Below are 26170 nucleotides of genomic sequence, written 5' to 3'. Positions count from 1 at the left end.
CCCAATGAAACCAGCCGTTACCGGGTCACGAACACGGTCACCAGCGGCTTCTTGCCCCAGGCCTGATTGGCGGCGGCACGGACCGCGCGGCGCACGGATTCCTGCACCAGATCCAGATCTTTTCGGCGCTGGCGCGGGATGGAGTCCACCGCGCCGATTGCCGCATCGACCATCAGATCCTCCAGCGGCTCGCCGGAAGCATCGGTCTGCGCCACGCCAATGGCGACGATGTCCGGGTCTCCGGCAAGCTCATAGCGATCTTCCAGCACCACGTTGACCACCACATGGCCCGCATAGGAGAGCTTGCGGCGGTCGCGGATGCCCATCGCCTCCTCGGTGCCGACCAGCTTGCCATCCTTGTAGAGCCTGCCGAACGGCGCCTTGTCGATGATCGTCGCAGCACCCGGCCACAGGCGCAGCACGTCGCCATCGCGCACCTGCGCCACTTGCCTGATGCCCTCCATGGCCATCAGCGATCCCTGCGCCACCAGATGCGCCGCCTCGCCATGCACCGGCACGCCGATCTGCGGACGCACCCATTCATACATGCGCCTCAACTCGCTGCGGCGCGGGTGGCCCGACACATGCACCAGCGCGTCGCCATCCTCGATGATGCGGATGCCGAGATCGATCAACCGGTTCTTGATTTCAAGAATGGCCTTCTCGTTGCCGGGAATGGTGCGCGAGGAAAAGATCACCGTATCGCCGGCGTTGAGCTCGACCGTCTTCATCTCGTCGCGCGACAGCTTGGCCAGCGCCGCCAGCGGCTCGCCCTGGCTGCCGGTGCAGATGATGACCAGATCGCGACGGTCGATATAGTTGAAGTCCTCCTCGGCAACGAATTCCGGCAGACCGTCCAGATACCCAAGCTCATCCGCCACTTCGATGACGCGCTTCAGCGAACGGCCGAGCACGAGGCATTTGCGGCCGGCATCGCGCGCGGCACGCGCTATCGAAATGATGCGCCCGACATTGGACGAGAAGGTGGTGATGGCAACGCGGCCTTTCTCCTGCTCGATCAGCGTCTTGAGGCTTGCGCCGACCTCTTCCTCGGAGGGCGAATCCCCTTCCCGCAACGCATTGGTGGAATCGCAGATCAGCGCCAGAACGCCCTTGTCGCCATAAGCGCGGAAACGGGCTTCGTCGGTCTTCGGCCCAAGCGTGGGTGCGGGATCGATCTTCCAGTCGCCGGTGTGGATCACAGTTCCGGCGGGCGTGGTGATGGCAAGCGACATCGGTTCGGGAATTGAGTGCGCCACCGGAATGGCTTCGATTTCGAACGGGCCGACCGTGAATTTCTCCCCGGCGCGATAGACCGTCACCGGGATCTTCGGCGCGCCCTGCTCCGATTGCCGCTTGGCTTCGAGCAGGCCTGCGCCGAACGGCGTCATCCACACCGGCGCCTGCAAGCGGGGCCAGATATCGTGCAGCGCGCCATAGTGGTCCTCATGCGCATGGGTGATGACGATGCCACGCAGCCGGTCGAGCTTGTCCTCGATGAAGCGCGTATCGGGCAGGATCAGATCGACACCCGGATGATTGGGATCGGGAAAAGTCACGCCGACATCGACGATCAGCCACTCACGGGCATGGGCGGGGCCATAGCCATAGAGAGCGAAATTCATGCCGATCTCGCCGACACCGCCGAGGGGTATGAAAACCAGTTCGGCGTTTTCCGTTGCAGCCATTCCCGTCTCCAAACTCTGTAAAGCTGTGGCCCTATAGCAATTCTGGCAAAAGTGCGAAGCGGCAGAAAAGCAAATACGCTCTAAGCAGCGCCGGCGCTGGCGACCGCACCGAAATGAACATCGCCTGCCGCAACCTTTACGACGCCGCCATCGTGGTCGCGAATGACGAAGCGGCAGTCCTCATCTATGGTCTCGAAGATACCGCGCACCACCCTGTTGTCGATCCGCACCGCAACCTCGCTGCCAATCCCGGCAGCACGTTCCAGCCAGCGGTTGCGGATGGCGGCAAGGCCCCGCCCCTCGCTCCAGAGCCGCGCATTGTCGGCCCATGCATCGGACAGCGCCAGAAACAGCGTTTCGGCATCACAGGCAGCACCCAGCGCCCTGAGCGACGTGGCCGGATAAGGCAGGTCTTCCGGATGGGCAATGACATTGACGCCAATGCCCACGGCGACGGCAAACCGCCCCTCGCCCAGCATTGTCGATTCCAGCAGGATGCCGGCCATCTTGGCGCCGGAAGCCAGAACATCATTCGGCCATTTCAGCTCGAAACGATTGCGGCTGTTGTTGCCGACGCCGCGCCCGGCATCGATGCCCACTGCGATATTGCCGTTGGGAACAACGGCGTCGAGCGCGTCCGCCAGCGCAAGTCCGGCAACGAAGCCGAGCGTGGAGGCCAGTTTCAGCTCATAATCGGCAACGACGAGGAGCGTTGCGGCGAGATTGCCGGGCGGCGACTGCCAGGCACGGCCGCGACGGCCGCGTCCGCTCTGCTGATTCTTCGAAACCACCCACAGCCTGCCCGCGTCACCGGCGCGCGCAAGGTCGAGCGCCTCGGCATTGGTCGAACCGATCGTGTCGTGCTCGGCGAGGCGGTAGCCGTCGGTTACCGCCGTGGGCGCCAGCGTAAAGGCCATCAGAAGAACGTCTTCGCGGCTGCCTGCGCCATGGAACTGACCGAACCGCCGATGAGCACGTAGAGCAGCACGAAGGCGCCCGACAGGCCGAGAATAATGCGCAGTTCCACAGCCATCGGCTGGAAACCGCCGGCAGGTTCATCGAACCACATTATCTTGATGATGCGTAGATAGTAGAACGCGGCGACCACCGAGGTCAGGACGCCGATGACGGCGAGCGCATAAAGCCCGGCATCGATGGCCGCGAGGAACACGTACCACTTCGCCCAGAACCCGGCCAGCCACGGAATACCGGCCAGCGAGAACAGCAGAATGGTCATCATCGTGGCCATGATCGGGTTGGTCTGCGACAGGCCGGAGAGATCGCTGATGTCCTCGACGTTGCTGTCGCCACGGCGCATGGAGAGGATGAAGGCGAACATGCCGAGCGTCATCACGACATAGATCAGCATGTAGATCATGACGCCGCGCACGCCGGCCTCGCTGTTGGCGGCAAGGCCGACCAGTGCAAAGCCCATATGGCCGATGGAGGAATAAGCCATCAGGCGCTTGAAGTTGCGCTGGCCGATGGCGGCGAACGAGCCGAGCGCCATCGAAGCGATGGACACGAAGACGATGATCTGCTGCCAGTCCGCGGCTGTGGGCTGGAAGGTTTCCATGACCATACGCAGGATCAGCGCCATGGTCGCCACCTTGGGCGCAACGGCGAAGAACGCGGTTACCGGCGTCGGCGAGCCTTCATAGACATCCGGCGTCCACATATGGAAGGGCGCGGCGGAAATCTTGAAGACCAGACCGGAGAGGATGAAGACCACCCCGAACAGGACGCCGATCTGGCGCTCCTTGCCGGTCAGCGTCGACGAGATGACGTCGAAATCGATCGAGCCGGTGTAACCATAGACCAGCGAGATGCCGTACAGCATCATGCCGGTGCCGAGCGCGCCGAGCACGAAATATTTGAGGCCCGCCTCACTGGAGCGCAGGCTGTCGCGATGGATGGCGGCAACGATGTAGAGCGCCAGCGACTGCAACTCGAAGCTGAGATAGAGCGCGATCATGTCGTTGGCGGAAGCCATCAGCAGCATGCCGACGGTCGAGAGCATGACCAGAACCGGATATTCGAACGTGTCGAAATTCTGCTGGCGGGTGTAGCGAACCGACATGATCAGCGCGACGGCCGAGCCGCCGAGCGTCAGAAGCTTCATGAAGCGCGCGAAGGGATCGATGACGAAGGAATTGCCGAACGCCTTGCCTTCACCCGTGTAGAAAGCCAGCCACAGGCCGGCCACCGCCATGACCACGACGGCCAGCGTCGTGACCAGTGCGCCGGGACGGCCCTTCGAAAACACGCCGACCATCAAAAGCACGATGGCACCGGCCACCATGATGAGTTCGGGCGTGACAAGCGCGAGACTGTTGGAGAGTTCCGGCGTCATTGTTACCTAGGTCTCCGGTCAGTTTAGGGCCGCGGACTGCGCGGCATTGATCGATGCGGTGACGTTTTCCACCAGCGTCCTCACCGACTCGGCGGTCACATCGAAGACCGGAGCGGGATAGACGCCGTAGAAGATCGTCAGCACCACAAGCGGATAGAGCACGACCTTCTCGCGGGTGGAGAGGTCGAGCAGGCTCATCAGGCCTTCCTTGGTCAGCGCGCCAAATACCACGCGGCGGTAGAGCCACAGGGCATAGCCGGCCGACAGGATCACGCCGGTCGCGGCAAAGAAGGCGACCCATGTGTTGACCCGGAACACGCCGAGCAGCGTCAGGAATTCGCCCACGAACCCGCTGGTGCCCGGCAGGCCGACATTGGCCATGGTCAGGATCAGGAAGGCGACGGCGTATTTCGGCATGTTGTTCACGAGGCCGCCATAGGCGTCGATCTCGCGGGTGTGCATGCGGTCATAGATGACGCCCACGCACAGGAACAGCGCCGACGAGACGAGGCCGTGCGACAGCATCTGGAAGATAGCGCCCTCGATCCCCTCGACGTTCATGGCGAAGATGCCCATCGTCACATAGCCCATATGGGCGACCGACGAATAGGCGATCAGCTTCTTCATGTCCTCCTGCATCAGCGCCACCAGCGAGGTGTAGATGATGCCGATCACGGAGAGCGTGAACACGAAGGGCTGGAACATGTCCGAAGCGAGCGGAAACATCGGCAGCGAGAAGCGCAGGAAGCCGTAGCCGCCCATTTTCAGCAGAATGCCTGCCAGAATGACCGAGCCGGCAGTCGGTGCCTCGACGTGCGCGTCCGGCAGCCAGGTGTGCACCGGCCACATAGGCATCTTCACCGCGAAAGAGGCGAAGAAGGCGAGCCACAGCCATGTCTGCATGCCGGCCGGGAAGCCGTGCGTCAGCAGCGTGGGAATGTCGGTGGTGCCGGCCTCCCAGAACATCGCCATGATGGCAAGCAGCATCAGCACCGAGCCGAGCAGCGTATAGAGGAAGAACTTGAACGAAGCATAGACGCGGCGCTTGCCGCCCCAGACACCGATGATGATGAACATCGGGATCAGGCCTGCCTCGAAGAAGACGTAGAACAGCACGATGTCGAGCGCGCAGAACACGCCGATCATCAGCGTTTCCAGAAGCAGGAAGGCGATCATATAGGCCTTCACGCGCTTCTGCACCGCTTCCCACGATGCTAGGATGCACAGCGGCATCAGGAAGGTGGTGAGGATCACGAACAGCATCGAAATGCCGTCGACGCCCATGTGATAGGAGATGCCGCTGTCCAGCCACTCCGCCTTCTCGACCATCTGGAAGCCGGACTGCGAAGTGTCGAAGCCGGTCCAGATGAACAGCGACACCACGAAGGTGACCACAGTCGTCAGCAGCGTGATGGAACGGATGTTGCGGCGACCGTTCTCGCTTTCGTCACTGATCAGCAACACCAGAAGCGCGCCGACCAGCGGCAGGAACGTGACCGTAGAAAGAATGGGCCAGTCGGTCATAGCATCATCCAGGTGGCAAGTGCGGCAACGCCGATCAGCATTGCGAAGGCGTAGTGATAGAGATAGCCGGACTGCAGCTTCACGACGCGCTGCGTGACGTCGACGACACGCGCTGAAATACCGTCAGGCCCGAGCCCGTCGATGATCTTCCCGTCGCCGGTCTTCCACAGGAAGCGGCCGATCGCCTTGGCGGAGCGCACGAACAGGAAGTCATACAGCTCGTCGAAGTACCACTTGTTCAGCAGGAACTGGTAAAGGCCCCGATGCTGCGCGGCCAGACGCTTCGGCGTCTCCGGCGAGCGGATGTAGAACTGGTACGACAGCAGGAAGCCGACGACCATCGCCACGAACGGCGACATCTTCACCCACATCGGCACATTGTGCATTTCATGCAGGACATGGTTGTCGGCAGAGGTGAACAGCGCCGTCTTCCAGAACGCCTCATAGGCTTCGCCGATGAACTGATCGTGGAACACGAAGCCCGCGAACAGCGCGCCAACGGCGAGGATGTAGAGCGGCACCAGCATCACCGGCGGCGATTCATGGACGTGATGCAGAACCTCCTCGCTGGCGCGCGACTTGCCGTGGAACGTCATGAAGATCAGGCGCCAGGAATAGAAGGAGGTGAAGCAGGCGGCGATCACCAGCAGCGCGAAGGCATAGCCGGCAACAGCGTTATGGCCGACAAAGGCGCTCTCGATGATGGCATCCTTGGAGAAGAAGCCCGCGGTGCCGATCACCGTGGCCGGAATGCCGAGACCGGTCAGCGCGATGGTGCCGATGATCATCATCCAGTAGGTGGTCGGGATCAGCTTGCGGATGCCACCCATCTTGCGCATGTCCTGCTCGTCGGACATGGCGTGGATGACCGAGCCCGAGCCGAGGAACAGCAGCGCCTTGAAGAAGGCGTGCGTGAACAGGTGGAACACGGCCGCGCCGTAAGCGCCCACGCCCAGCGCCACAAACATGTAGCCAAGCTGCGAACAGGTCGAATAGGCGATGACGCGCTTGATGTCGTTCTGCACGAGGCCGACGGTCGCCGCGAAGAAGGCGGTCGTCGCACCGATGAAGGTGACGACGGTGAGCGCGCTGTGAGACAGTTCGAACAGCGGCGACAGGCGCGCCAGCATGAACACGCCGGCCGTAACCATGGTGGCGGCGTGGATAAGCGCCGAAACCGGGGTCGGGCCTTCCATGGCGTCCGGCAGCCAGGTGTGCAGCGGCACCTGAGCCGACTTGCCCATGGCGCCCATGAACAGCAGAAGGCACACGATGGTCATCGCCGCCGTCTTGTCGAGCGAATATCCGAGGAAGGTCAGCACAGTTGCGCTGTCCGCCGCGCCCTCGGCCGGCAGGTAATTCGCCGTGCTGGCAAAGATGGTCGAGAGGTTGACCGAGCCGAACAGCACGAACACGCCGAACAGGCCGAGCAGGAAGCCGAAGTCGCCCACGCGGTTGACGATGAAGGCCTTCATGGCCGCCGCACTGGCGGAAGGCTTTTTGTACCAGAAGCCGATCAGCAGATAGGATGCAAGGCCGACGCCTTCCCAGCCGAAGAACATCTGCACCAGATTGTCGGAGGTCACCAGCATCAGCATGGCGAAGGTGAACAGCGACAGATAGGCGAAGAAGCGCGGCCGATGCGGGTCGTGGTGCATGTAGCCGATCGAATAGATGTGAACCAGCGCCGAGACGGTGTTGACCACCACCAGCATGACAACGGTCAGCGTGTCGATGCGCAGCGCCCAGGCGGCATCGAGCCCGCCCGACTGGAGCCAGCGCAGAAGCGGCACGGTGAAGGTTTCCGTCTCGGAGAATCCGACCGTAAAGAACGCGACCCACGACAGCGCGGCCACGATCACCATCAGGCCCGATGTCAGATATTCCGAAGCCCTGGCGCCGATCGCGTTGCCGAACAGGCCGACGATCAGGAACCCGATGAGGGGCAGAAAGACGATGGCTTGATACATGGTTACGCCTCAGCCCTTCATCATATTCACGTCTTCCACCGCGATGGAGCCGCGGTTGCGGAAGAAAACCACCAGAATGGACAGGCCGATCGCCGCTTCGGCCGCTGCGACGGTCAGCACGAACAGCACGAAAATCTGCCCCATCAGATCGTTGAGCACCGAGGAAAAGGCGACCAAATTGATATTGGCCGCCAGCAGCAGCAGCTCGATCGACATCATGATGACGATGACGTTCTTGCGGTTCAGGAAGATGCCGAACACGCCGATCGTGAACAGGATAGCCGAGAGTGTCAGATAATGTCCGATGCCGACGGTCATGTCAGATGCCCTTCCCCGTCTCGACCTTGCGTATTTCGATGGAGGTTTCCGGTGTGCGGCCGACCTGCTCGGAAATCGACTGCCGCTTGACGCCCTGCTTGTGGCGCAGCGTCAGAACGATGGCGCCGACCATGGCGACCAGCAGCACGAGACCGGCCATCTGGAAGAAATGGATGTAATCCGTGTAGAGGACATCGCCGAGAACCGCCGTATTGGTGCGCTCAGCCATATCCGGGATCGGCCGCGCGACGGAAGCCCCAAGCTCGGGAGAGAGCACATAGCCGCCGGTTACGATGATCAGCTCGGCTGCGAAGATCAGCCCGACCAGCGCGCCGATCGGCGCGTAGCGCAGTGCACCCTGCTTGAACTCGGCGAAATCGACGTCGAGCATCATGACCACGAACAGGAACAGCACCATGACCGCGCCCACATAGACGATAAGCAGGATCAGCGCCAGGAACTCGGCTCCGGCCAGCAGGAACAGCCCCGCCGCATTGAAGAATGCGAGGATCAGGAACAGCACCGAATGCACCGGATTGCGCGACGAAATAACCATCAGGGCCGATGCGACCGCGACGAGGGCGAAGAGGTAGAAGAAAGCCGCCTCTAGTCCTTCAAGCATGGGGATCCCCCGGGTTTCCAAATCCTGATTCCATGCCGCCTCCGGTCATGAAATCGCGTGTTCCTTAGACGAGCCATCGCGGCCCGTCCATGTCTCAAATGCCGCTGCCCGGACACCGCGTCCGGCAGCTGCCCTTAACGATAAGGTGCGTCCAGCGCCATGTTGCGGGCGATCTCCCGCTCCCAGCGGTCGCCGTTGGCCAGCAGCTTGTCCTTGTCGTAGTAGAGTTCCTCGCGCGTTTCCGTCGCGAATTCGAAATTCGGCCCTTCTACGATGGCATCGACCGGGCACGCTTCCTGGCAGAAGCCGCAATAGATGCACTTCACCATGTCGATGTCGTAGCGCACCGTGCGGCGGGTGCCGTCATTGCGGCGCGGGCCGGCCTCGATGGTGATGGCCTGCGCCGGGCAGATCGCCTCGCAAAGCTTGCACGCGATGCAGCGCTCTTCGCCGTTCGGATAGCGGCGCAGAGCATGCTCGCCGCGGAAGCGAGGGCTGATCATCCCCTTTTCGTGCGGATAGTTGATGGTTTCCTTGGGCTCGAACATCTTCTTGATGCCCAGCCAGTAGCCACCCACGATATCTTTCAGAATCAGCGACTTAGCCGCTTGAGCGAATGCAGACATCAGGCAAGCCCCGTCAGCTTGAGGAAAGCGGCCGTGGCCACGACCATGAACAGCGAGATCGGAAGGAAGACCTTCCAGCCCAGCCGCATGAGCTGATCGTAGCGGTAACGCGGAAGAACGCCCTTGGCCATCGAGATGATGAAGAACACGAAGCACACCTTGAGGACGAACCAGATGACGCCCGGAACCCAGGTGAACGGCGCAAAGTCGAACGGCGGCAGCCAGCCTCCGAGGAAGAGGATGGTGGTCAGCGCGCACATCAGCACGATCGCCACATACTCACCGAGGAAGAACAGCAGGAAGGCCGTCGACGAATATTCCACCATGTGGCCGGCAACCAGCTCCGATTCCGCTTCGACGAGATCGAAGGGCGGACGGTTGGTCTCTGCCAGCGCCGAGATGATGAAGATGATGAACATCGGGAACAGCGCCAGCCAGTGCCAGTCGAGGAAGCTGTTGGAAAGCCCCAGCCAGGTGCCGATGCCGCTCTGCTGTGCCATCACGATGTCGGTCAGGTTCAGCGAGCCGACCAGCAGCAGCACGGTGACGATGACGAAGCCGATCGAGACTTCATAGGACACCATCTGCGCGGCGGAGCGCAGCGCGCCGAGGAACGGATATTTCGAGTTCGAAGCCCAGCCGCCCATGATGACGCCGTACACTTCAAGGCCCGAAATCGCCAGAATGTAAAGGATGCCGACATTGATGTTGGCAACCGCCCAGCCCTCGTTCACCGGAATGACGGCCCATGTCGCCATGGCCAGAACCGACGTCACCAGCGGGGCCAGAAGGAACACCGCCTTGTTGGCGCCTGCCGGAATCACCGGCTCCTTGAACACGAATTTCAGAAGGTCGGCGAAAGCCTGAAGCAGGCCCCATGGCCCCACCACGTTCGGCCCGCGGCGCATCTGCACGGCCGCCCAGATCTTGCGGTCGGCGTAAAGGATATAGGCCACAAAGATCAGCAGGATGACCAGCAGCGCCAGCGACTTGGCCAGAATGATCAGCGCCGGCAGGATGTAGAAGGAGAAGAAGCTGTCGTCCATGTCTTATTCCGCCGCCTGCTGGAAGCCGCCCTGCGCCAGCGCGGAGCACTCGGCCATGACGGCAGAGGCGCGCGTGATCGGGTTGGTCAGGTAGAAGTCGCGCACCGGCGACACGAAACCGGCCTTGTCGGTCTTGCCGCCGAGCTTCGCAACAGCGGCAATGTCTTCCGCCGCGCCCGTTTCGATCTGGTCGATACGGGCGAGATGCGGAAACTCGCCATAGAGCTGGCTGCGCAGCTGCGCCAGCGAATCGAACGGCAGCCTGTGGCCCAGAACATCGGAAAGCGCACGGAAGATCGCCCAGTCCTCGCGGGCATCGCCCGGCGCGAAGCCTGCGCGGCTGGTCTGCTGCACGCGGCCTTCGGTGTTCACATAGGTGCCCGACTTCTCGGTATAGGCCGAGGCCGGCAGGATCACGTCGGCGCGGTGGGCGCCGGCATCGCCATGCGTGCCGACATAGACCACGAACCCGGCCTTCACCTTGTCCATCTCGATCTCGTCGGCGCCGAGCAGGAACAGCACGTCCGTGTTGTCCAGCATGGAAGCCGTATCCCGGCCGCCCTCGCCCGGCACGAAACCGATGTCGAGGCCGCCGACACGTGCGGCGGCATGGTGCAGCACGCCAAAGCCGTTCCACTCCGGTCCGACGGCATCCACAGCCGTCGCCAGTTTCGCAGCCAGACCGAGCACGGCAGCACCGTCGGTGCGCGCCAGGGCGCCCTGCCCCACGATGATCAGCGGACGCTCGGCCTTCTTCAGCGCCTCGAAGAAGCTGCCATTGCCGTCGGCGATATCCTTGAGCGTCTCGGGACCGGCGCCGAGCGCTTCGTAATCATAGCGCAGATCGCCGAACTCGCCGATGACGCCGATCGGCAGCGGGCCGGCGCGGAAGCGCTTGCGGATACGCGCGTTCAGAACCGACGCCTCGAAGCGCGGATTGGCGCCGATGATGAGGATCGCATCAGCATCTTCGATGCCCTCGATCGTCGGATTGAAGATGTAGCTGGCGCGGCCGAGCGCGGGATTGAGCGCCGTGCCGTCCTGACGGCAGTCGATGTTGGCGGAGCCCAGCGAAGTCATCAGGCGCTTCAGCGCATACATTTCCTCGACCGCTGCAAGGTCGCCGGCAATCGCACCGATGCGCTCGGGCGAGGTTGCGGAAACAGCGTCGCGGATCGCGGCGAAGGCCTCGGCCCAGCTTGCCGGCCTCAGCTTGCCGTCACGGCGCACATAGGGCCGGTCGAGACGCTGCGTGCGCAGGCCATCCCAGATAAAGCGGGTCTTGTCGGAGATCCACTCCTCGTTCACCTGCTCGTTGATGCGCGGCAGGATGCGCATGACCTCGCGGCCGCGCGTGTCGACGCGGATGGCGGAGCCGACCGCGTCCATCACGTCGATGGATTCCGTCTTGGTCAGTTCCCACGGACGCGCCTGGAAGGCATAGGGACGCGCGGTCAGCGCGCCGACCGGGCACAGGTCGATGACGTTGCCCTGCATTTCGGAGGTCATCGCCTGTTCGAGATAGGTGGTGATCTCGGCATCCTCGCCACGGCCGATCAGGCCAAGCTCGGAAATGCCGGCCACTTCCGTGGTGAAGCGCACGCAGCGCGTGCAGTGAATGCAGCGCGTCATGATCGTCTTGACCAGCGGACCGATATATTTGTCCTCGACGGCGCGCTTGTTCTCGTGGAAACGCGAGGAATCGACGCCGAAGGCCATCGCCTGGTCCTGCAGGTCGCACTCGCCGCCCTGATCGCAGATCGGGCAATCCAGCGGGTGGTTGATGAGCAGGAACTCCATCACGCCTTCGCGGGCCTTCTTGACCATCGGCGTGTTGGTGAACACCTCGGGAAGCTGGCCTTCCGGGCCGGGGCGCAGATCGCGCACGCCCATGGCGCACGAAGCCTGCGGCTTGGGCGGACCGCCCTTCACCTCGACCAGACACATGCGGCAGTTGCCGGCGATCGACAGCCGTTCATGGAAGCAGAAACGCGGCACTTCCGCGCCCGCCGCTTCCGCTGCCTGCAGCAGCGTGTAGTGGTCGGGTACCTCGATCTCTTTCCCGTCGACCTTGAGCTTTGCCATTTCGCCTCAACCCCGCAGCCGTGCCGCGATCTTCATTGCCGGCGCTATCGAAGCCGCGCCCTGCCTTGATTTACTTTACCCGTTGCCCGTCTTGCAGCGCCGCTGCCTGCCCGACCCAGTCGTCGCGCCGGATGCGGCCGCGAAAACCGAGCGTGTCGTCCATCCACGCGATCTCGGCATCCGTCCATTCCGCAATCTGACGGTAAGTCCAGATGCCATAGCCATTGAGGACCATCTCAAGCTTGGGTCCGATACCTGCGATCGCTTTCAGATCATCAGGGGCTGACGGCTTGTCCAGCGCCTGCGGCTGATGTGTCTTCGCCGGTTCAGCAGCGACCTTCGCCGGACGCGGTGCAGCTTTGCCCGCAGCCGCCTTGCCGTTGTCGTGCCCGGAAGCATCCTCGAAGGACTGGAACAGCTTCTGGGAAACTTCGCTCGCACCATTGAACGCGCCAAGCCAGATCCCGAAAGCCTGACTGGCCAGACCTAACCCAAGCGCCGACGCAGCCGCCATCCCGGCCGCCGGATGGACGAGCAGATTCACGGCGCTGGCCATCTCGCTCGGTATCATCTGTGGTGCGTTGTTCTGCATTGCCTCGAAGCTTTTCAAATCGGTCTGCACCGGCAGGATTTCAGTCCTGTGCCTGCTCCTGCCATCTGGCTGCGTTCCGGTTTCCTTTCCGTTCCTGCCTTGTCGTCTTTCAGCGCGGCAGCCGCTTATTCCGCCGCGACCAGAACCGGCTCGACCCGGTGGGAGTTGCGGGTGAATTCGTCGATACGCCGCTCGATTTCCGGGCGGAAGTTGCGGATCAGGCCCTGCACCGGCCATGCCGCCGCATCGCCGAGCGCACAGATGGTATGGCCTTCGATCTGCTTGGTGACATCGAGCAGCATGTCGATCTCGCTCTTCTGCGCCTCGCCGCGCACCAGCCGCTCCATCACCCGCCACATCCAGCCCGTGCCTTCGCGGCATGGCGTGCACTGGCCGCAGCTCTCATGCTTGAAGAAGTAGGAGAGCCGCGCGATCGCCTTCACGATGTCGGTCGACTTGTCCATGATGATCATGGCCGCCGTACCGAAGGAGGACTTGCGCTCGCGCAGACCGTCGAAATCCATCGGGCAGTCGATGATGTCCTCGGCCTTGACCACCGGACACGACGCGCCACCGGGAATGACCGCCAGCAGATTGTCCCAGCCGCCGCGAATGCCGCCGCCATGCTTCTCCACCAGTTCGCGGAAGGTGGTGCCCATCTCTTCCTCGACCGTGCAGGGCGTGTTGACGTGGCCGACCAGCATGAACAGCTTGGTGCCGACATTGTTCGGACGCCCGAAGGACGAGAACCACGCCGCACCCCGGCGCAGGATGGTCGGTGCAACGGCGATCGATTCCACGTTGTTGACCGTCGTCGGGCAGCCATAGAGGCCCATATTCGCCGGGAACGGCGGCTTCAGGCGCGGCTGGCCCTTCTTGCCTTCAAGGCTTTCGAGCAGCGCTGTTTCCTCGCCGCAGATATAGGCGCCCGCGCCATGGTGAACGTAGATGTCGAAATCGTAGCCGTTCTTGTTGTTCCTGCCGATGAGCTTCGCGTCATAGGCCTCATCGATGGCGCGCTGCAGCGCTTCACGCTCGCGCATGAACTCGCCGCGCACATAGATGTAGGCGGCCACCGCGCCCATGGCGAAGCCGGCAAGCAGGCAGCCCTCGACCAGCGTGTGCGGATCGTGACGCAGAATGTCGCGGTCCTTGCAGGTGCCGGGCTCGGATTCGTCGGCATTGACAACGAGATAGCTCGGACGGCCATCGCTGACCTTGGGCATGAACGACCATTTCATGCCTGTCGGGAAGCCCGCGCCGCCACGGCCGCGCAGTCCCGACGCCTTCATCTCGTTGATGATCCAGTCACGGCCCTTTTCGATGATGCCCTTGGTGCCATCCCAGCAACCGCGCGACATCGCGCCCGCGAGCGATCTGTCGAAGCGACCGTAGATATTGGTAAAGATGCGATCCTTGTCCTGAAGCATCGTTCTTCCCTCAAACCGGCTTCTTGCCGAAGACGCGGACATATTCGTCCACGCCACCCTTGGCGAGCGCCTTGGCCTGCTTGACCCAGTCCTCGCGCTCGATACGGCCATGGAAGTTCAGATAGCCGTCAACCCATTCGCGCTCGGCCTTCTTCCACGCCGCGACCTGCGCGAAGGTGAAAATGCCAAGCTCATGCAGTACCTGCTCGTTCTTCGGCCCGACGCCGGAGATGAGTTTCAGATCGTCAACCGCCGCGGGGCGGGCGATGCCGGCGGGCCGGTTCTTGTCGTCCAGCGATGGTTTTGCCGGCTTTGCAGATACCTTTCCAGCAGGCGCGGCAACGCTTGCAGCCTTTTCGCCCGCAGGTGATGCCTTGACTTCCGCCGGCGTCTTCAGAGCCGGGCTGGTCTCGGGCGCATCGGTCTTTGGCCGGGCGGCATTGGAAGGCGGAACCTCTGCGGCCGCGGCAGCTCCGGCAGCAGCCTTCGCCTCGCGATCGCGGGTCGATTTCAGAATGGCTTTCTCATCGGTCAGGGCCGTGAAACCACCAGCCGGCGCGGAGAAATAACGGTCGGTCTGCGGCCCTGTCGGCACGGAATCGCCCCTGCCCGCCTCGAACTCATCGATGATCTCGGCCAGACGCTCCGGCGTCAGATCCTCGTAGGAATCCTTGAAGATCATGACCATGGGCGCGTTCACGCAGGCGCCCTGGCACTCGACCTCTTCCCATGACAGCGTGCCGTCGGCATTGGGATGCAACTGCTCGTGATGGATCTTCGAGCGGCACACATCCATCAGCTCGCCCGCGCCGCGCAGCATGCAGGGCGTGGTGCCGCACACCTGAATATGCGCGCGCGTTCCGATCGGCTTGAGCTGGAACTGGGTGTAGAAGGTCGCGACCTCAAGCCCGCGAATATAGGGCATGCCCAGCATGTCGCAGATGTTCTCGATGGCGGCCTTGGTCACCCAGCCATCCTGCTCCTGTGCGAGCATGAGCAGCGGGATGATGGCCGACTGCTGCCGGCCTTCCGGGTATTTTGCGATCCACTTCTGCGCGGCCGCAGCAAACTCCTCGTTGAAGGAGAATGCCGCTGGCTGGACGCTGGCTTCTGCGAGACGGCGGACACTCATTAGCGGTCGACCTCACCAAACACGATGTCGAGGGAGCCGAGGATGGCTGCAACGTCGGCGAGCATGTAGCCCTTGCACAGGAAATCCATGGCCTGCAGATGGGCAAAGCCCGGCGCGCGCAGCTTGCAGCGATACGGCTTGTTCGTGCCGTTCGACACCAGATAGACGCCGAATTCACCCTTGGGCGCCTCGACGGCGGCATAGACCTCGCCGGCCGGAACCTTGTAACCCTCAGTATAGAGCTTGAAGTGGTGGATGAGCGCTTCCATCGAGCGCTTCATCTCGCCGCGCTTGGGCGGAACCACCTTGCCATCCAGATTGGAGACGGGACCCGTGCTCTCCTTGCCCAGCAGCAAGTCGACGCACTGGCGCATGATCCGCGCCGACTGGCGCATCTCTTCCATGCGGATGAGATAGCGGTCGAAATTATCGCCGTTCTTGCCGATCGGAATGTCGAATTCCATCTCGGAATAGCACTCGTAAGGCTGCGACTTGCGCAGGTCCCATGCCGCGCCCGAACCGCGCACCATGACGCCGGAGAAGCCCCAGGCCCATGCATCCTCAAGCGAAACCACGCCGATATCGACGTTACGCTGTTTGAAGATCCGGTTGGGCGTCAAAAGCGCATCCAGATTGTCGATAGTCTTCAGGAACGGATCGATCCAGTTGCCGATATCCTCGATCAGCTTCTGCGGCAGGTCCTGATGCACACCACCCGGCCGGAAATAAGCCGCATGCATGCGCGAGCCGGAGGCCCGCTCGTAGAACACCATCAGCTTCTCGCGCTCGGCGAAGCCCCACAGCGGCGGGGTGAGCGCGCCGACGTCCATGGCCTGCGTCGTCACATTGAGGATGTGCGACATGATGCGGCCGATTTCGGAGTAGAGCACGCGGATCAGCTGGCCACGCCTCGGCACTTCGATTCCCAGAAGACGCTCCGCGGCCAGCGCGAAGGCGTGCTCCTGATTCATCGGGGCGCAGTAGTCGAGCCGGTCCAGATAAGGCACGGCCTGCAGATAGGTCTTGTGCTCCATCAGCTTCTCGGTGCCGCGATGCAAAAGCCCGATATGCGGGTCGACGCGATCGACCACCTCGCCATCCAGCTCCAGAACGAGGCGCAGAACGCCGTGCGCCGCCGGATGCTGCGGACCGAAGTTGATGTTGAAATTGCGGACGGAGGTTTCAGCCATTTACTGCTTCACCTTTTCATCGCCGGGCAGCACATAGTCGGTGCCTTCCCAGGGCGAGAGGAAGTCGAAATTGCGGAACTCCTGCTTCAGTTCCACCGGCTCGTAAACGACGCGCTTGGCCTCGTCGTCATAGCGAACCTCGACAAAGCCGGTCAGCGGGAAGTCCTTGCGCAGCGGATGCCCCTCAAAACCGTAATCGGTGAGGATGCGGCGCAGATCCGGATGCCCGGAGAACAGCACTCCATAAAGATCGTAGGTTTCGCGCTCATACCAGTCTGCGCCCGGCCACACCTCGGTGACGGAAGGCACGATGGTCTCTTCGTTCGCGTGAACCTTGACGCGGATGCGCAGATTCCGACGCGGCGACAACAGATGATAATTCACATCGAAGCGGTTGGCGCGCGCCGGGTAATCCGCACCCGACACGTCGATGATCGACACGAAGCCGCAGGATTCGTCATCGCGCAGGAAACGCGAAATCTTCACGATATCTGCCGGCGCAACGGTGATCGTCAGCTCGCCATAGGCAAGCTCGCTGTGCAGGACCTCGACACCACCCCTCGATGCGATGTGGGCGGCAAGCTCTGTGAGTGCTTCACTCATATTTCATCACCGCTCGATCGTACCCGTGCGCCGGATCTTCTTCTGCAGGAGAAGAATGCCGTAGAGCAGCGCCTCGGCTGTGGGCGGGCAGCCCGGTATGTAGATATCGACCGGCACGATGCGGTCGCAGCCGCGAACCACCGAATAGGAATAGTGATAGTAGCCGCCGCCATTGGCGCAGGAGCCCATGGAGATCACATAGCGCGGTTCCGGCATCTGGTCGTAGACCTTGCGCAGCGCCGGGGCCATCTTGTTGGTCAGCGTACCGGCCACGATCATGATGTCGGACTGGCGCGGCGAAGCGCGCGGCGCGACGCCGAAGCGCTCGCTGTCGTAATGCGGCATGGCGGTGTGGATCATCTCCACCGCGCAGCAGGCCAGACCGAAGGTCATGTACATCAGCGAGCCGGTGCGCGCCCATGTGATGAGCGCCTCGGTCGAAGTGACGAGAAAGCCCTTGTCGGCCAGCTCGTCGTTGATGCCGATGAAGAAAGGATCATCCGAACCGACCGGCTTTCCGGTACGCGGATCGAGGATACCCTTAGGCTGCGGCGCGACGAGCGTGCCGGAATCGCTGATCAATCCCATTCCAGCGCCCCTTTCTTCCACTCATATATGAAGCCGATGGTGAGAACGCCAAGGAACACCATCATCGACCAGAATCCGAGCATGCCGATATCGCCGAACGAAACCGCCCACGGGAACAGGAACGCCACCTCCAGATCGAAGATGATGAACAGGATCGACACCAGATAGAAGCGGATGTCGAACTTCATGCGGGCATCGTCGAACGAGTTGAAACCGCACTCGTAGGCCGACAGCTTTTCAGGATCGGGGTCGCGATAGGCCACCAGGAAGGGAGCCACGATCAGCGCCAGTGCGATCACCAGTGCCACGCCGATAAAGATGACGATCGGCAGATACGAACTTAGCAACTCGTTCATGCTGCAACTTTCCGTTGGCGGCGGATCCGCCTGAGACTAGCGCAGCCGGCCCTGTTACGGAAGCGTGACAGATTTGCCCTGGAACCTCTTCGGCCCCATGCTGCAACGCGGCGAGGGTTAGCGCAGGCGGATGGCCGAAGCAAGTCAAACCTTGTTCAAAACGCTGCACTGCACACTATCTGCGACAAAACTGATCATCTTTGATTTCCTTCACTTTTTACTCCACTTTTAGTCCTGACAGTATTCCCGGGGTTTAGCTGGTAGCGTGCAGGAATCGGGCTGCTGTAAACCATGACTCCAGATAGGCTTGGATCATATGAAGGAAACCATTTCCCCCGCCCTTGCACGTCGCATTGCGCTGGCCGCGCAGGGCTTCGGCGCGCCTCGCGCAAAAAGTGCACCCGACCGCCGACACGTCTCCCGTGTCGTTTCCCGCACCGCACTTTTCCAGATCGACTCGGTCAGCGCCGTGGTGCGGGCGCACTATATGCCGCTTTATTCGCGGCTTGGCCCCTACCCGCTTTCGCTGCTCGACGACGCGGCCCGTCCGGGAGCGAAGCGCCAGCTTTTCGAATACTGGGCGCATGAGGCCTCGCTGCTGCCGCTGGAGACCTATCCGCTGTTGCGATGGCGCATGGAAAGGGCAGAGCGCGGCGAGGAGATGTATCGCGGACTGGCCAGGTTCGGCCGCGAGCGCGCGGATTTCATCGCGGAGATATTTCGCGAAGTTGAAACGCGCGGCCCGCTCGCCGCCTCCGACATGGACGGCCACAAGGGCTCCGGCGGCTGGTGGGGCTGGAGCGAGGCAAAGATGGCCTTTGAGTGGCTGTTCTGGGCGGGAAGAATCACCACCGCCCACAGGCGCGGGTTCGAGCGGGTCTACGATCTGCCGGAACGCGTTCTGCCCCGGGCAGTCCTCGACCTGCCGGTTCCCTCTCCGGCGGATGCCCAGCGCGAATTGCTGCGCATTTCCGCGCGCGCCCATGGCATCGCCACCGCCGCCTGCCTGCGCGATTACTTTCGACTTGCCGCGACCGAGACCGCACCGCTCATCGCTGATCTTGTCGAGGAAGGGGAATTGATTCCCGTCACCGTCAAAGGATGGAGCAGGCAAGCCTATCTGCACCGCGACGCGCGTCTGCCGCGCAGGATCGAGGCCCGCACCCTGCTCGCCCCTTTCGACCCGCTGGTGTTCGAGCGGGACCGCACCGAAAGCCTGTTCGGCTTCCGCTACCGGATCGAGATCTACACGCCGGCCGAAAAGCGGCAATATGGCTATTATGTCCTGCCCTTTTTGCTGGGCGACAGGATTGTCGCACGCGTCGATCTGAAAGCGGACCGACCCGCCGGCATTCTGCGCGTCCATGCCGCCTATGCCGAACCCGACGCACCGCCCGAAACCGCAGCCGCACTTTGCGAAGAGCTGGACCAGATGCGCCAGTGGCTGCAACTCGATCGCATGGAAATCACCCCGGCCGGCAGCCTCGGACCTGCGCTGTCCGCCATCGCCGCGCGTTGACAGTGCGACCCGCCCAAGCCTAAATCCCCGCGACGGTCTCCTCTTTCAAAGAAGGGGAGCTAAGAGGGAACGCGGTGAGGGATTTTTCCCGACTCCGCGGCTGTGCCCGCAACTGTAAGCGACGAGCCCTTGCCGGCAGCCACTGGGTTATCCCCGGGAAGGCGGCATCAGGGCGATGACCCGCAAGCCAGGAGACCTGCCGTCTGTACGAGAAAAGCCGCAAGCCTGGCGGGTGTCCCGGGCAAGGAGCGTATTTTGGACAGCAATCCCGCCGCCTGCGAAACCGGCCAGTCCGGCAACCGGACCAGCGACACCACGATCATCGTCTGCATTTCCTGTCGCGACGCCAGCGGCTCGGATACGCATCCGCGCGCCGGTGAGAAGCTGGCCGAAAACACGCGCCGCGCCGCCGCCGGCCAGCCAGTCGAGGTGCGCACGGTGGAATGCCTCGGCAACTGCAAGCGCCGCCTCAGCGCCTCCATCCTGCACGACGGGGCCTGGAGCTATGTCTTCGGCGACCTCGCCGAGGACAGCGGCGCCGATCTGGTGATCGGCGCGTGTCAGCTGGCCAACGCCGAAGACGGAAAAATTCCGTGGCGCGGCCGCCCAGACTCACTCAAGCGCGGCCTTGTCGCGCGCATTCCTCCCCTGACCCTTCTGAAGGACCAATCATGACCGCAAACGCCACCCGCGTGCCCTGCACCGTCGTCACCGGCTTCCTCGGCGCCGGCAAGACCACGCTGATCCGCAACCTGCTCGAACAATCCGCAGGCAAGCGGCTCGCCCTCATCGTCAACGAATTCGGCGATGTCGGCGTCGATGGCGAAATCCTGAAAGGCTGCGGCATCGACACCTGCCCCGAGGAAAACATCGTCGAACTGGCCAATGGCTGCATCTGCTGCACGGTTGCCGACGATTTCGTGCCGGCGCTCGACCAGATCCTGTCGCGCACGCCTAAGGTCGACCACATCCTGATCGAAACCTCCGGCCTCGCTTTGCCGAAGCCGCTGGTGCAGGCATTCCAGTGGCCGAGCGTGAAAAGCCGCGTCACCGTCGACGGCGTCATTGCCGTGGTCGATGGCCCGGCCCTTGCCGAGGGCAAGGTTGCCTCCGACATGGACGCGCTTGCCGCCCAGCGCGCAGAAGACGAGTCGCTCGACCATGACGACCCGATCGAGGAGGTCTTTGAGGATCAGGTCGCCTGCGCAGACCTCATCATCCTCTCCAAGAACGATCTGCTCGATGAAGCCGCCGCCGGGCGCGCCCGCAGGATCGTCGATGCCCATATCGGGCCGGCGGTGAAGGTGGTTCCGTCCGAGCACGGCAAGGTCGATCCTTCAATCCTGCTCGGCCTCGGTCTCGCCGTCGAGGACGACATCGAAAACCGCAAGTCGCATCATGACGGCGTCGGCGATCACGAGCACGACGATTTCGACACCTTTATCGTCGACATCGCTGCTGTCACCGATCCCGAGGACCTCGCCCGCCGCATCGCCATCGCTGCCGAGCAGCAGGACGTGCTGCGCGTCAAGGGTTTCGTGGACGTTGCGGGCAAGCCGATGCGCCTGCTGGTTCAGGCTGTTGGTGCGCGCGTCAATCATTATTATGATCGCGCCTGGACGGCGCAGGACGAGCGCCGTTCGCAGCTGGTCGTCATCGGCCTGAAAGGTCTCGACCAGCCGGCGATCGAGAAGATACTGGCGGGCTGAACACGGCAGGCGCGCCGCTCATCAGGATTGAACCATGCATATCCTGACCACCACCTCCGCCTCGCTCGATGACGTCATCGAGCCGGTCGACCTGCGCCAGACGCCAGGCGAGGTGGTGGCGCTGTCCTTTACCGACAGCGATCTGGCCGCCCTGGCCTCCGCGTGGAAAGCCGACGCGGATCGCCTGCCCTCGATGCGGCTGGCGGCCCTGCGCGACCTGCGCCACCCCATGTCGGTCGATCTGTGGGTGGACAGCGTCGCCAGCCACGCAAAGGTCATTCTGGTACGTCTTCTGGGCGGCTATGACTGGTGGCGCTATGGCTGCGACCAGCTTGCCGCCATCGCCCGCGCCAAAGGCATCAGGCTGGCACTGCTGCCCGGCGAATGCCGCGACGAGGACGAGCGGCTGGCGCAGGCCTCCACCCTGCCCAGCGAGGAACTTTCCCTGCTGCTGGGCTATTTCCGCGAAGGCGGCCCGGCCAACATGCAGGCGCTGGTGCGCCGTCTGGCAAGGCTGGCCGGCCATGAGGCCGATGCTGCGGCTCCCACGCCGGTGCCGCGGGCCGGCTATTACGAACCCGGAACAGGCGTTGTCGAAACACCGCTGCTGGCGGACGACAAATCTGCATCCGTCGTGCCGATCCTGTTCTACCGTTCCATGCTGCTGGCGAACGACATCGCCCCCATCGATGCGCTGACGACGGAACTGCGCCGCACCGGCATCGCGGCAGTGCCTGTCTTCGTCTCCAGCCTGAAAGACGCAGCCTCTCTCGGCTTTGTCGAAGAGGCAATCGCGGCTCTGCAACCAGCAGCCATCGTCACCGCCACGGCCTTCGCTTCAGGTGCCGAACCGGGTGCGGAAACGCTGTTCGACCGCACCGGCATTCCGGTGTTTCAGGTGGTCGTCGCCACGACAAAACGCGAGGCTTGGGAAAGCGGCCAGCGCGGCCTTGCGCCCGCCGATCTCGCCATGCACGCCGTGCTACCCGAACTCGACGGGCGCATCATGGCCGGCGCCATTTCCTTCAAGACCGAGGCGGATGCCGATGCCGCACTCGGCCTGCGCGCCAACGTCAACCAGCCGGTGCCCGATCGCATCGCGCAGGTGGCGCGGCGGCTTTCCGCGTTTCTGCGCCTTCGCTCCACGCCGCCGGCCGATCGTCGCATCGTCATCCTCATCCCCGACTATCCGAGCGCGCCGGGCCGCACCGGCTATGCCGTGGGTCTCGATGTGCCGAACAGCGTGCTTGCCATGCTTCACGACCTGAAGGACGCCGGCTATGTCGTTGACCGGATTCCGCAATCGCCGCGCGCCCTGCTCGATATAATCGACTGCGGCAGCCACGCACTGGCTGTCGATGATTACAAAACTCACTTCGCCAAGCTGCCCGCCGAGGCACGCGAGGCCGTAACCGGCGCATGGGGCGAACCTGCCGGAACCCACTTCACCTTCCGCGCCGCCAGTTTCGGCAACGTCACCGTCGCCCTCGCCCCGGATCGTGGCCGCTCGGAAGACCGCCGGTCCGATTACCACGACCCCACCCTGCCCCCGCGCCACGAACTGGTCGCCTTCGGGCTGTGGATGCAAAAGGTGCTCGACGCCCAGGCCATCGTCCATGTCGGCGCACACGGAACGCTGGAATGGCTGCCGGGCAAAACTGTGGCGCTCAGCGAAAGCTGTTTCCCCGAGATCGTCACCGGCCCGCTGCCGGTCGTCTATCCGTTCATCGTCTCCAATCCCGGCGAGGCGGCGCAGGCGAAGCGGCGCATTTCAGCCGTCACGCTCGGCCATCTGCCGCCGCCGCTCACCAGCGCCGGACTGGACGAGCATCAGCAGAAGCTGGAACGGCTGGTGGACGAATATGCGCAGGCCGACGGCCTCGACCGCCGTCGTCGCGACCGGCTGGCGAAGCTGATCGTGGAAACCGCCGCAGAGACGGGGCTTGCCGTCGAGGCCGGCGTGACAACCACCGACGCGCCCGACGAGGCGCTGCGCCGCATCGATGCCTGGCTGTGCGACCTCAAGGATTTCGCCATCAAGGACGGCTTGCACATCTATGGCCGCGCTCCGGCTGACGAAACCGACCCGCTGCGACTGCAAAGCGCCGAGGCCGAAAAAACCGGCCTTCTCGCCGCGCTCGACGGCCGCCACGTCACCGCCGGCCCGTCCGGCGCCCCGGCGCGCGGCCGGACCGATGTGCTGCCCACCGGCCGCAACCTGTTCACCGCCGATCCGCGCACCATGCCGACGCCCACCGCCTTCGATCTCGGCAGTGCGGCGGCCGGCGAGGTGGTAACAACCTATCTGCAAAGCCATGGTGACTGGCCGCGTTCGCTGGTCATCGACCTGTGGGGCTCGGCCTCGCTGCGCACCGGCGGCGAGGAAATTGCGCAGGGTCTGGCCCTGATGGGCTGCCGTCCGCAATGGGACGCGGCCACCGGCCGCGTCACCGGCATCGAGGTGCTGCCGCCGGCCGTGCTCGGCCGCCCGCGAGTCGATGTCACCTGGCGCATCTCCGGTCTGTTCCGCGACATGTTCCCGACCCAGATCGCGCTGATCGACGCCGCCGCGCGCGCAGTCGCCGCACGCGACGAGACCGACGACGAAAACCCGCTGGCCGCCCTTGCCCGCGCAGAGGGCCGCATCGGGCCGCGTATCTTCGGCTCATCGCCCGGAACATACGGGGCGGGAATCGAAAGCCTGCTTGCCAGCGGCGACTGGGAAAGCCGCGAGGAAATCGGCCGCGCCTATCTCGACAGCGCCTCGCACGCCTATGGCGGCGCAGAGGGCGAAGGCGTGGCCGCGCCCGGCGCGTTCGCGGACCGCCTTTCGGAGGCCGACCTGCTGGTTCACACCGGCGACGATCCCGGCCGCGACATTCTCGAAGGCTCCGCCGATGTCGCATTCATCGGCGGGTTTTCGGCCGCCCTTGCAGCGCTCGGCCGCAATGCCGACGTCATCGTGCTCGACACCACCGATCCGGCAAAGCCGAAACCGCGTTCGGTATCGGAGGCGGTTTCCCGTGTTGTTCGCGCCCGCGCCATCAACCCGCGCTTCATCGCCGGCCAGATGCGCCACGGCCCGCGCGGCGCCTCCGAGTTCGCCGAGACCGTAGACCGTCTGGTCGGTTTCGCCGAAACCACCCACGCCATTCCGGGTGCGCTGATCGAGGCCGTTCACGACGCATATCTGGGCGATGAAAACGTCCGTGCCTTTCTGTTGCGCGAAAACCGCGAGGCGGCGGCGCTGATCGCCGAGCGTTTTCTCTCCGCCCGCCGGCGCGGCCTGTGGCACCCGCTGCGCAACGCGATAGACGACGACCTTGCGGCCCTCATTGCCGAGGCACGGCAGGTGGCGGCATGAACGCCTTCGCCAGACGCGGCGCATGCCCCGCGCTCTCCACGCCCATGCAGACCGGCGACGGCCTGCTCGCCCGCCTCAAAACCGTTGCTGGAGGATTATCGCCCAAGGCACTGATCGGACTCTGCGAATCGGCCCTGCGCCACGGCAACGGCATCGTCGAGGTGACGGCGCGCGGCTCGATCCAGATCCGCGGCCTCACACCGCAATCCGCGCAGGCGCTGGCCCGCGATGTCGATGCGATGGAGATCGATGTGCGCATCGGCGTGCCGGTGGAGACCGGTCCGCTGGCCGGCATCGACGCCGAAGAAATCGCCGATCCCCGTCCACTGGCAAATGAAATCCGGGCGGCCATCGAAAAAGCCGGCCTCAGCGCGCGGCTTGGCCCGAAGGTTTCCGTGGTGGTCGACGGCGGCGGCCGCGTGCCGATGGACCGCATATCGGCCGATGTGCGTCTCACCGCGTGCGGCGACATGCCAGCATGGCAGCTTGCCATCGGCGGAACTGCTGCGAGCGCCCGGCCACTCGGCTTTGTCGACGAGGCACACGCCTGCGCCGCAACCATCTTGATCCTCGAAGCCATCGCCCCCCTGGGCCACGAGGCAAGGGCGCGCGATCTGGACGCGCAGCATATCGCTGAGAGAATATTCCTCTCCGGTCAGCCTGCCATTTCCGCCCCAAAGAGGGAGAAAAGCGGCTTGAATGCCGGCTCCGCATTTGCAGCGCCGGAGACTGGCGAAAGCGCTTTTCAAACTCCGGTCTTCTCCCTTGTGGAGGAGATGGCCGGCGGGCCAGAGAGGGGTAATTTGCAAGCCCTGCCAAAAGGCACTCCCATCGCCACGTTCCCGCTGGTGGACGGCAGATGCGTCCTCGGAATCGGCCTGCCCTTCGGCTCGATGCCGGCCGAAAACATCATCGCTCTGGCGCAGGGCGCGATTGCGCTCGGCGCAGCCGAAATCCGCCCCGCCCCATCCCGCGCGCTGCTGTTTCCCGGCATGAACCTCGACCCCTGCGAAACCCTGCGCGATGCCGCCACCTCTCTCGGCTTCATCACCGAAGCGCACGACCCGCGCCTGTCGATCGCCGCCTGTCCGGGTGCCCCGGCCTGTGCTTCCGGCCGGATCGCCACGCGCGCACTGGCCGAGCGCATCGCAGCACATGATGCGGATTTTCTCGACGGGTCCTTCACGCTCCATGTTTCAGGCTGCGCCAAAGGCTGCGCCCATCCTGCACCGGCAGCTATCACCCTCGTCGGCCATTACGGAGGCGCAGGAATCGCGCTAGACGGTAGCGCCAGATCGCCGGAAGCAGCCGGCACGGTGATTGTGGACGCTCAGGCCGGGATGGAACGAATCGCTGCGCTGGCGCGCCGGAACCGCCGATCCGGCGAAACCGTGGCCGCCTGCCTTGCCCGACTGGGCGCTGTTGCCGTAACAAACGCCTTTATGCAGGGATGAG

At 63.6% G+C, this 26170-nt stretch carries 22 protein-coding genes and 1 riboswitch; of the genes, 5 read left to right on the top strand and 17 right to left on the bottom strand.

Going from position 1 to position 26170, the window contains the following annotated elements:
* Positions 1-17 precede the first annotated feature (17 nt).
* The 17 genes from AC5XE7_RS00205 to AC5XE7_RS00125 form a co-directional block, all read right to left on the bottom strand.
* Positions 18-1688 carry a ribonuclease J gene (locus tag AC5XE7_RS00205; RefSeq protein ID WP_239799036.1) on the bottom strand — a complete coding sequence of 557 codons (1671 nt, stop codon included), beginning with the start codon at positions 1686-1688 and terminating at the stop codon, positions 18-20.
* Positions 1689-1768: 80 nt separating this feature from the next.
* Positions 1769-2605, bottom strand: a complete 837-nt coding sequence (locus AC5XE7_RS00200) for a biotin--[acetyl-CoA-carboxylase] ligase (protein ID WP_495364610.1) — start codon at positions 2603-2605, stop codon at positions 1769-1771.
* On the bottom strand, positions 2605-4041 hold the full coding sequence (nuoN, locus tag AC5XE7_RS00195; RefSeq protein WP_495364611.1) for an NADH-quinone oxidoreductase subunit NuoN: 1437 nt from the start codon (positions 4039-4041) through the stop codon (positions 2605-2607). The genes AC5XE7_RS00200 and nuoN overlap by 1 nt, the downstream gene beginning before the upstream one ends.
* Before the next feature lie 18 nt (positions 4042-4059).
* Complete coding sequence (locus tag AC5XE7_RS00190; RefSeq protein WP_495364612.1) at positions 4060-5565, bottom strand: NADH-quinone oxidoreductase subunit M; 1506 nt, start codon at positions 5563-5565, stop codon at positions 4060-4062.
* Complete coding sequence (gene nuoL, locus AC5XE7_RS00185) at positions 5562-7535, bottom strand: NADH-quinone oxidoreductase subunit L (protein WP_495364613.1); 1974 nt, start codon at positions 7533-7535, stop codon at positions 5562-5564. The genes AC5XE7_RS00190 and nuoL overlap by 4 nt, the downstream gene beginning before the upstream one ends.
* Positions 7536-7544: 9 nt before the next feature.
* Positions 7545-7853, bottom strand: coding sequence for an NADH-quinone oxidoreductase subunit NuoK (gene nuoK / locus AC5XE7_RS00180; RefSeq protein WP_183830915.1), 309 nt, complete (start codon positions 7851-7853; stop codon positions 7545-7547).
* A 1-nt stretch (position 7854) separates the two neighbouring features.
* The gene (locus tag AC5XE7_RS00175) at positions 7855-8475 is read right to left on the bottom strand and encodes an NADH-quinone oxidoreductase subunit J (protein WP_495364614.1); all 621 of its coding nucleotides are present in this window, start codon (positions 8473-8475) and stop codon (positions 7855-7857) included.
* A 134-nt stretch (positions 8476-8609) separates the two neighbouring features.
* Positions 8610-9101, bottom strand: coding sequence for an NADH-quinone oxidoreductase subunit NuoI (nuoI, locus tag AC5XE7_RS00170; RefSeq protein ID WP_183830919.1), 492 nt, complete (start codon positions 9099-9101; stop codon positions 8610-8612).
* A complete protein-coding gene (gene nuoH, locus AC5XE7_RS00165; protein WP_280197677.1) occupies positions 9101-10147 on the bottom strand; it encodes an NADH-quinone oxidoreductase subunit NuoH in 1047 nt (348 codons plus the stop codon). Before nuoH ends, nuoI begins: the two co-directional genes overlap by 1 nt.
* Positions 10148-10150: 3 nt before the next feature.
* Entirely contained in the window at positions 10151-12232 is a 2082-nt protein-coding gene (gene nuoG, locus AC5XE7_RS00160; protein ID WP_495364616.1) for an NADH-quinone oxidoreductase subunit NuoG, read from the bottom strand.
* 70 nt (positions 12233-12302) lie between these two features.
* On the bottom strand, positions 12303-12788 hold the full coding sequence (locus tag AC5XE7_RS00155; protein WP_495364617.1) for a helix-hairpin-helix domain-containing protein: 486 nt from the start codon (positions 12786-12788) through the stop codon (positions 12303-12305).
* 161 nt (positions 12789-12949) lie between these two features.
* Entirely contained in the window at positions 12950-14254 is a 1305-nt protein-coding gene (gene nuoF / locus AC5XE7_RS00150) for an NADH-quinone oxidoreductase subunit NuoF (RefSeq protein ID WP_239799043.1), read from the bottom strand.
* A gap of 10 nt (positions 14255-14264) precedes the next feature.
* On the bottom strand, positions 14265-15386 hold the full coding sequence (locus tag AC5XE7_RS00145) for an NADH-quinone oxidoreductase subunit E (RefSeq protein WP_495364618.1): 1122 nt from the start codon (positions 15384-15386) through the stop codon (positions 14265-14267).
* Complete coding sequence (locus AC5XE7_RS00140; protein WP_239799045.1) at positions 15386-16576, bottom strand: NADH-quinone oxidoreductase subunit D; 1191 nt, start codon at positions 16574-16576, stop codon at positions 15386-15388. Before AC5XE7_RS00140 ends, AC5XE7_RS00145 begins: the two co-directional genes overlap by 1 nt.
* Entirely contained in the window at positions 16577-17179 is a 603-nt protein-coding gene (locus AC5XE7_RS00135) for an NADH-quinone oxidoreductase subunit C (protein WP_280197683.1), read from the bottom strand. It abuts the gene before it with no gap.
* A gap of 6 nt (positions 17180-17185) precedes the next feature.
* Positions 17186-17767, bottom strand: a complete 582-nt coding sequence (locus AC5XE7_RS00130) for a NuoB/complex I 20 kDa subunit family protein (protein WP_495364619.1) — start codon at positions 17765-17767, stop codon at positions 17186-17188.
* Complete coding sequence (locus AC5XE7_RS00125; RefSeq protein WP_183830936.1) at positions 17758-18123, bottom strand: NADH-quinone oxidoreductase subunit A; 366 nt, start codon at positions 18121-18123, stop codon at positions 17758-17760. The genes AC5XE7_RS00130 and AC5XE7_RS00125 overlap by 10 nt, the downstream gene beginning before the upstream one ends.
* Before the next feature lie 316 nt (positions 18124-18439).
* On the opposite strand from AC5XE7_RS00125, the gene AC5XE7_RS00120 reads away from it, so the two are divergent.
* From AC5XE7_RS00120 to cobG, 5 genes are all read left to right on the top strand, one after another.
* Positions 18440-19642 carry a winged helix-turn-helix domain-containing protein gene (locus AC5XE7_RS00120; protein ID WP_495364620.1) on the top strand — a complete coding sequence of 401 codons (1203 nt, stop codon included), beginning with the start codon at positions 18440-18442 and terminating at the stop codon, positions 19640-19642.
* A gap of 16 nt (positions 19643-19658) precedes the next feature.
* Positions 19659-19860: riboswitch (cobalamin riboswitch) on the top strand.
* A gap of 37 nt (positions 19861-19897) precedes the next feature.
* A complete protein-coding gene (locus tag AC5XE7_RS00115) occupies positions 19898-20317 on the top strand; it encodes a DUF1636 family protein (protein ID WP_495364621.1) in 420 nt (139 codons plus the stop codon).
* Entirely contained in the window at positions 20314-21351 is a 1038-nt protein-coding gene (gene cobW, locus AC5XE7_RS00110; protein ID WP_495364622.1) for a cobalamin biosynthesis protein CobW, read from the top strand. The genes AC5XE7_RS00115 and cobW overlap by 4 nt, the downstream gene beginning before the upstream one ends.
* 34 nt (positions 21352-21385) lie before the next feature.
* Positions 21386-24715, top strand: a complete 3330-nt coding sequence (gene cobN / locus AC5XE7_RS00105; RefSeq protein WP_495364623.1) for a cobaltochelatase subunit CobN — start codon at positions 21386-21388, stop codon at positions 24713-24715.
* Positions 24712-26169, top strand: coding sequence for a precorrin-3B synthase (gene cobG / locus AC5XE7_RS00100; protein WP_495364624.1), 1458 nt, complete (start codon positions 24712-24714; stop codon positions 26167-26169). The genes cobN and cobG overlap by 4 nt, the downstream gene beginning before the upstream one ends.
* Position 26170: the final 1 nt, after the last annotated feature.

The organism is Aquamicrobium sp. YD-1-mutant5 (genome assembly GCF_059509755.1).
Note: the sequence above shows the minus strand (reverse complement) of the source record. Positions and strands in the feature narration are given on the sequence as shown.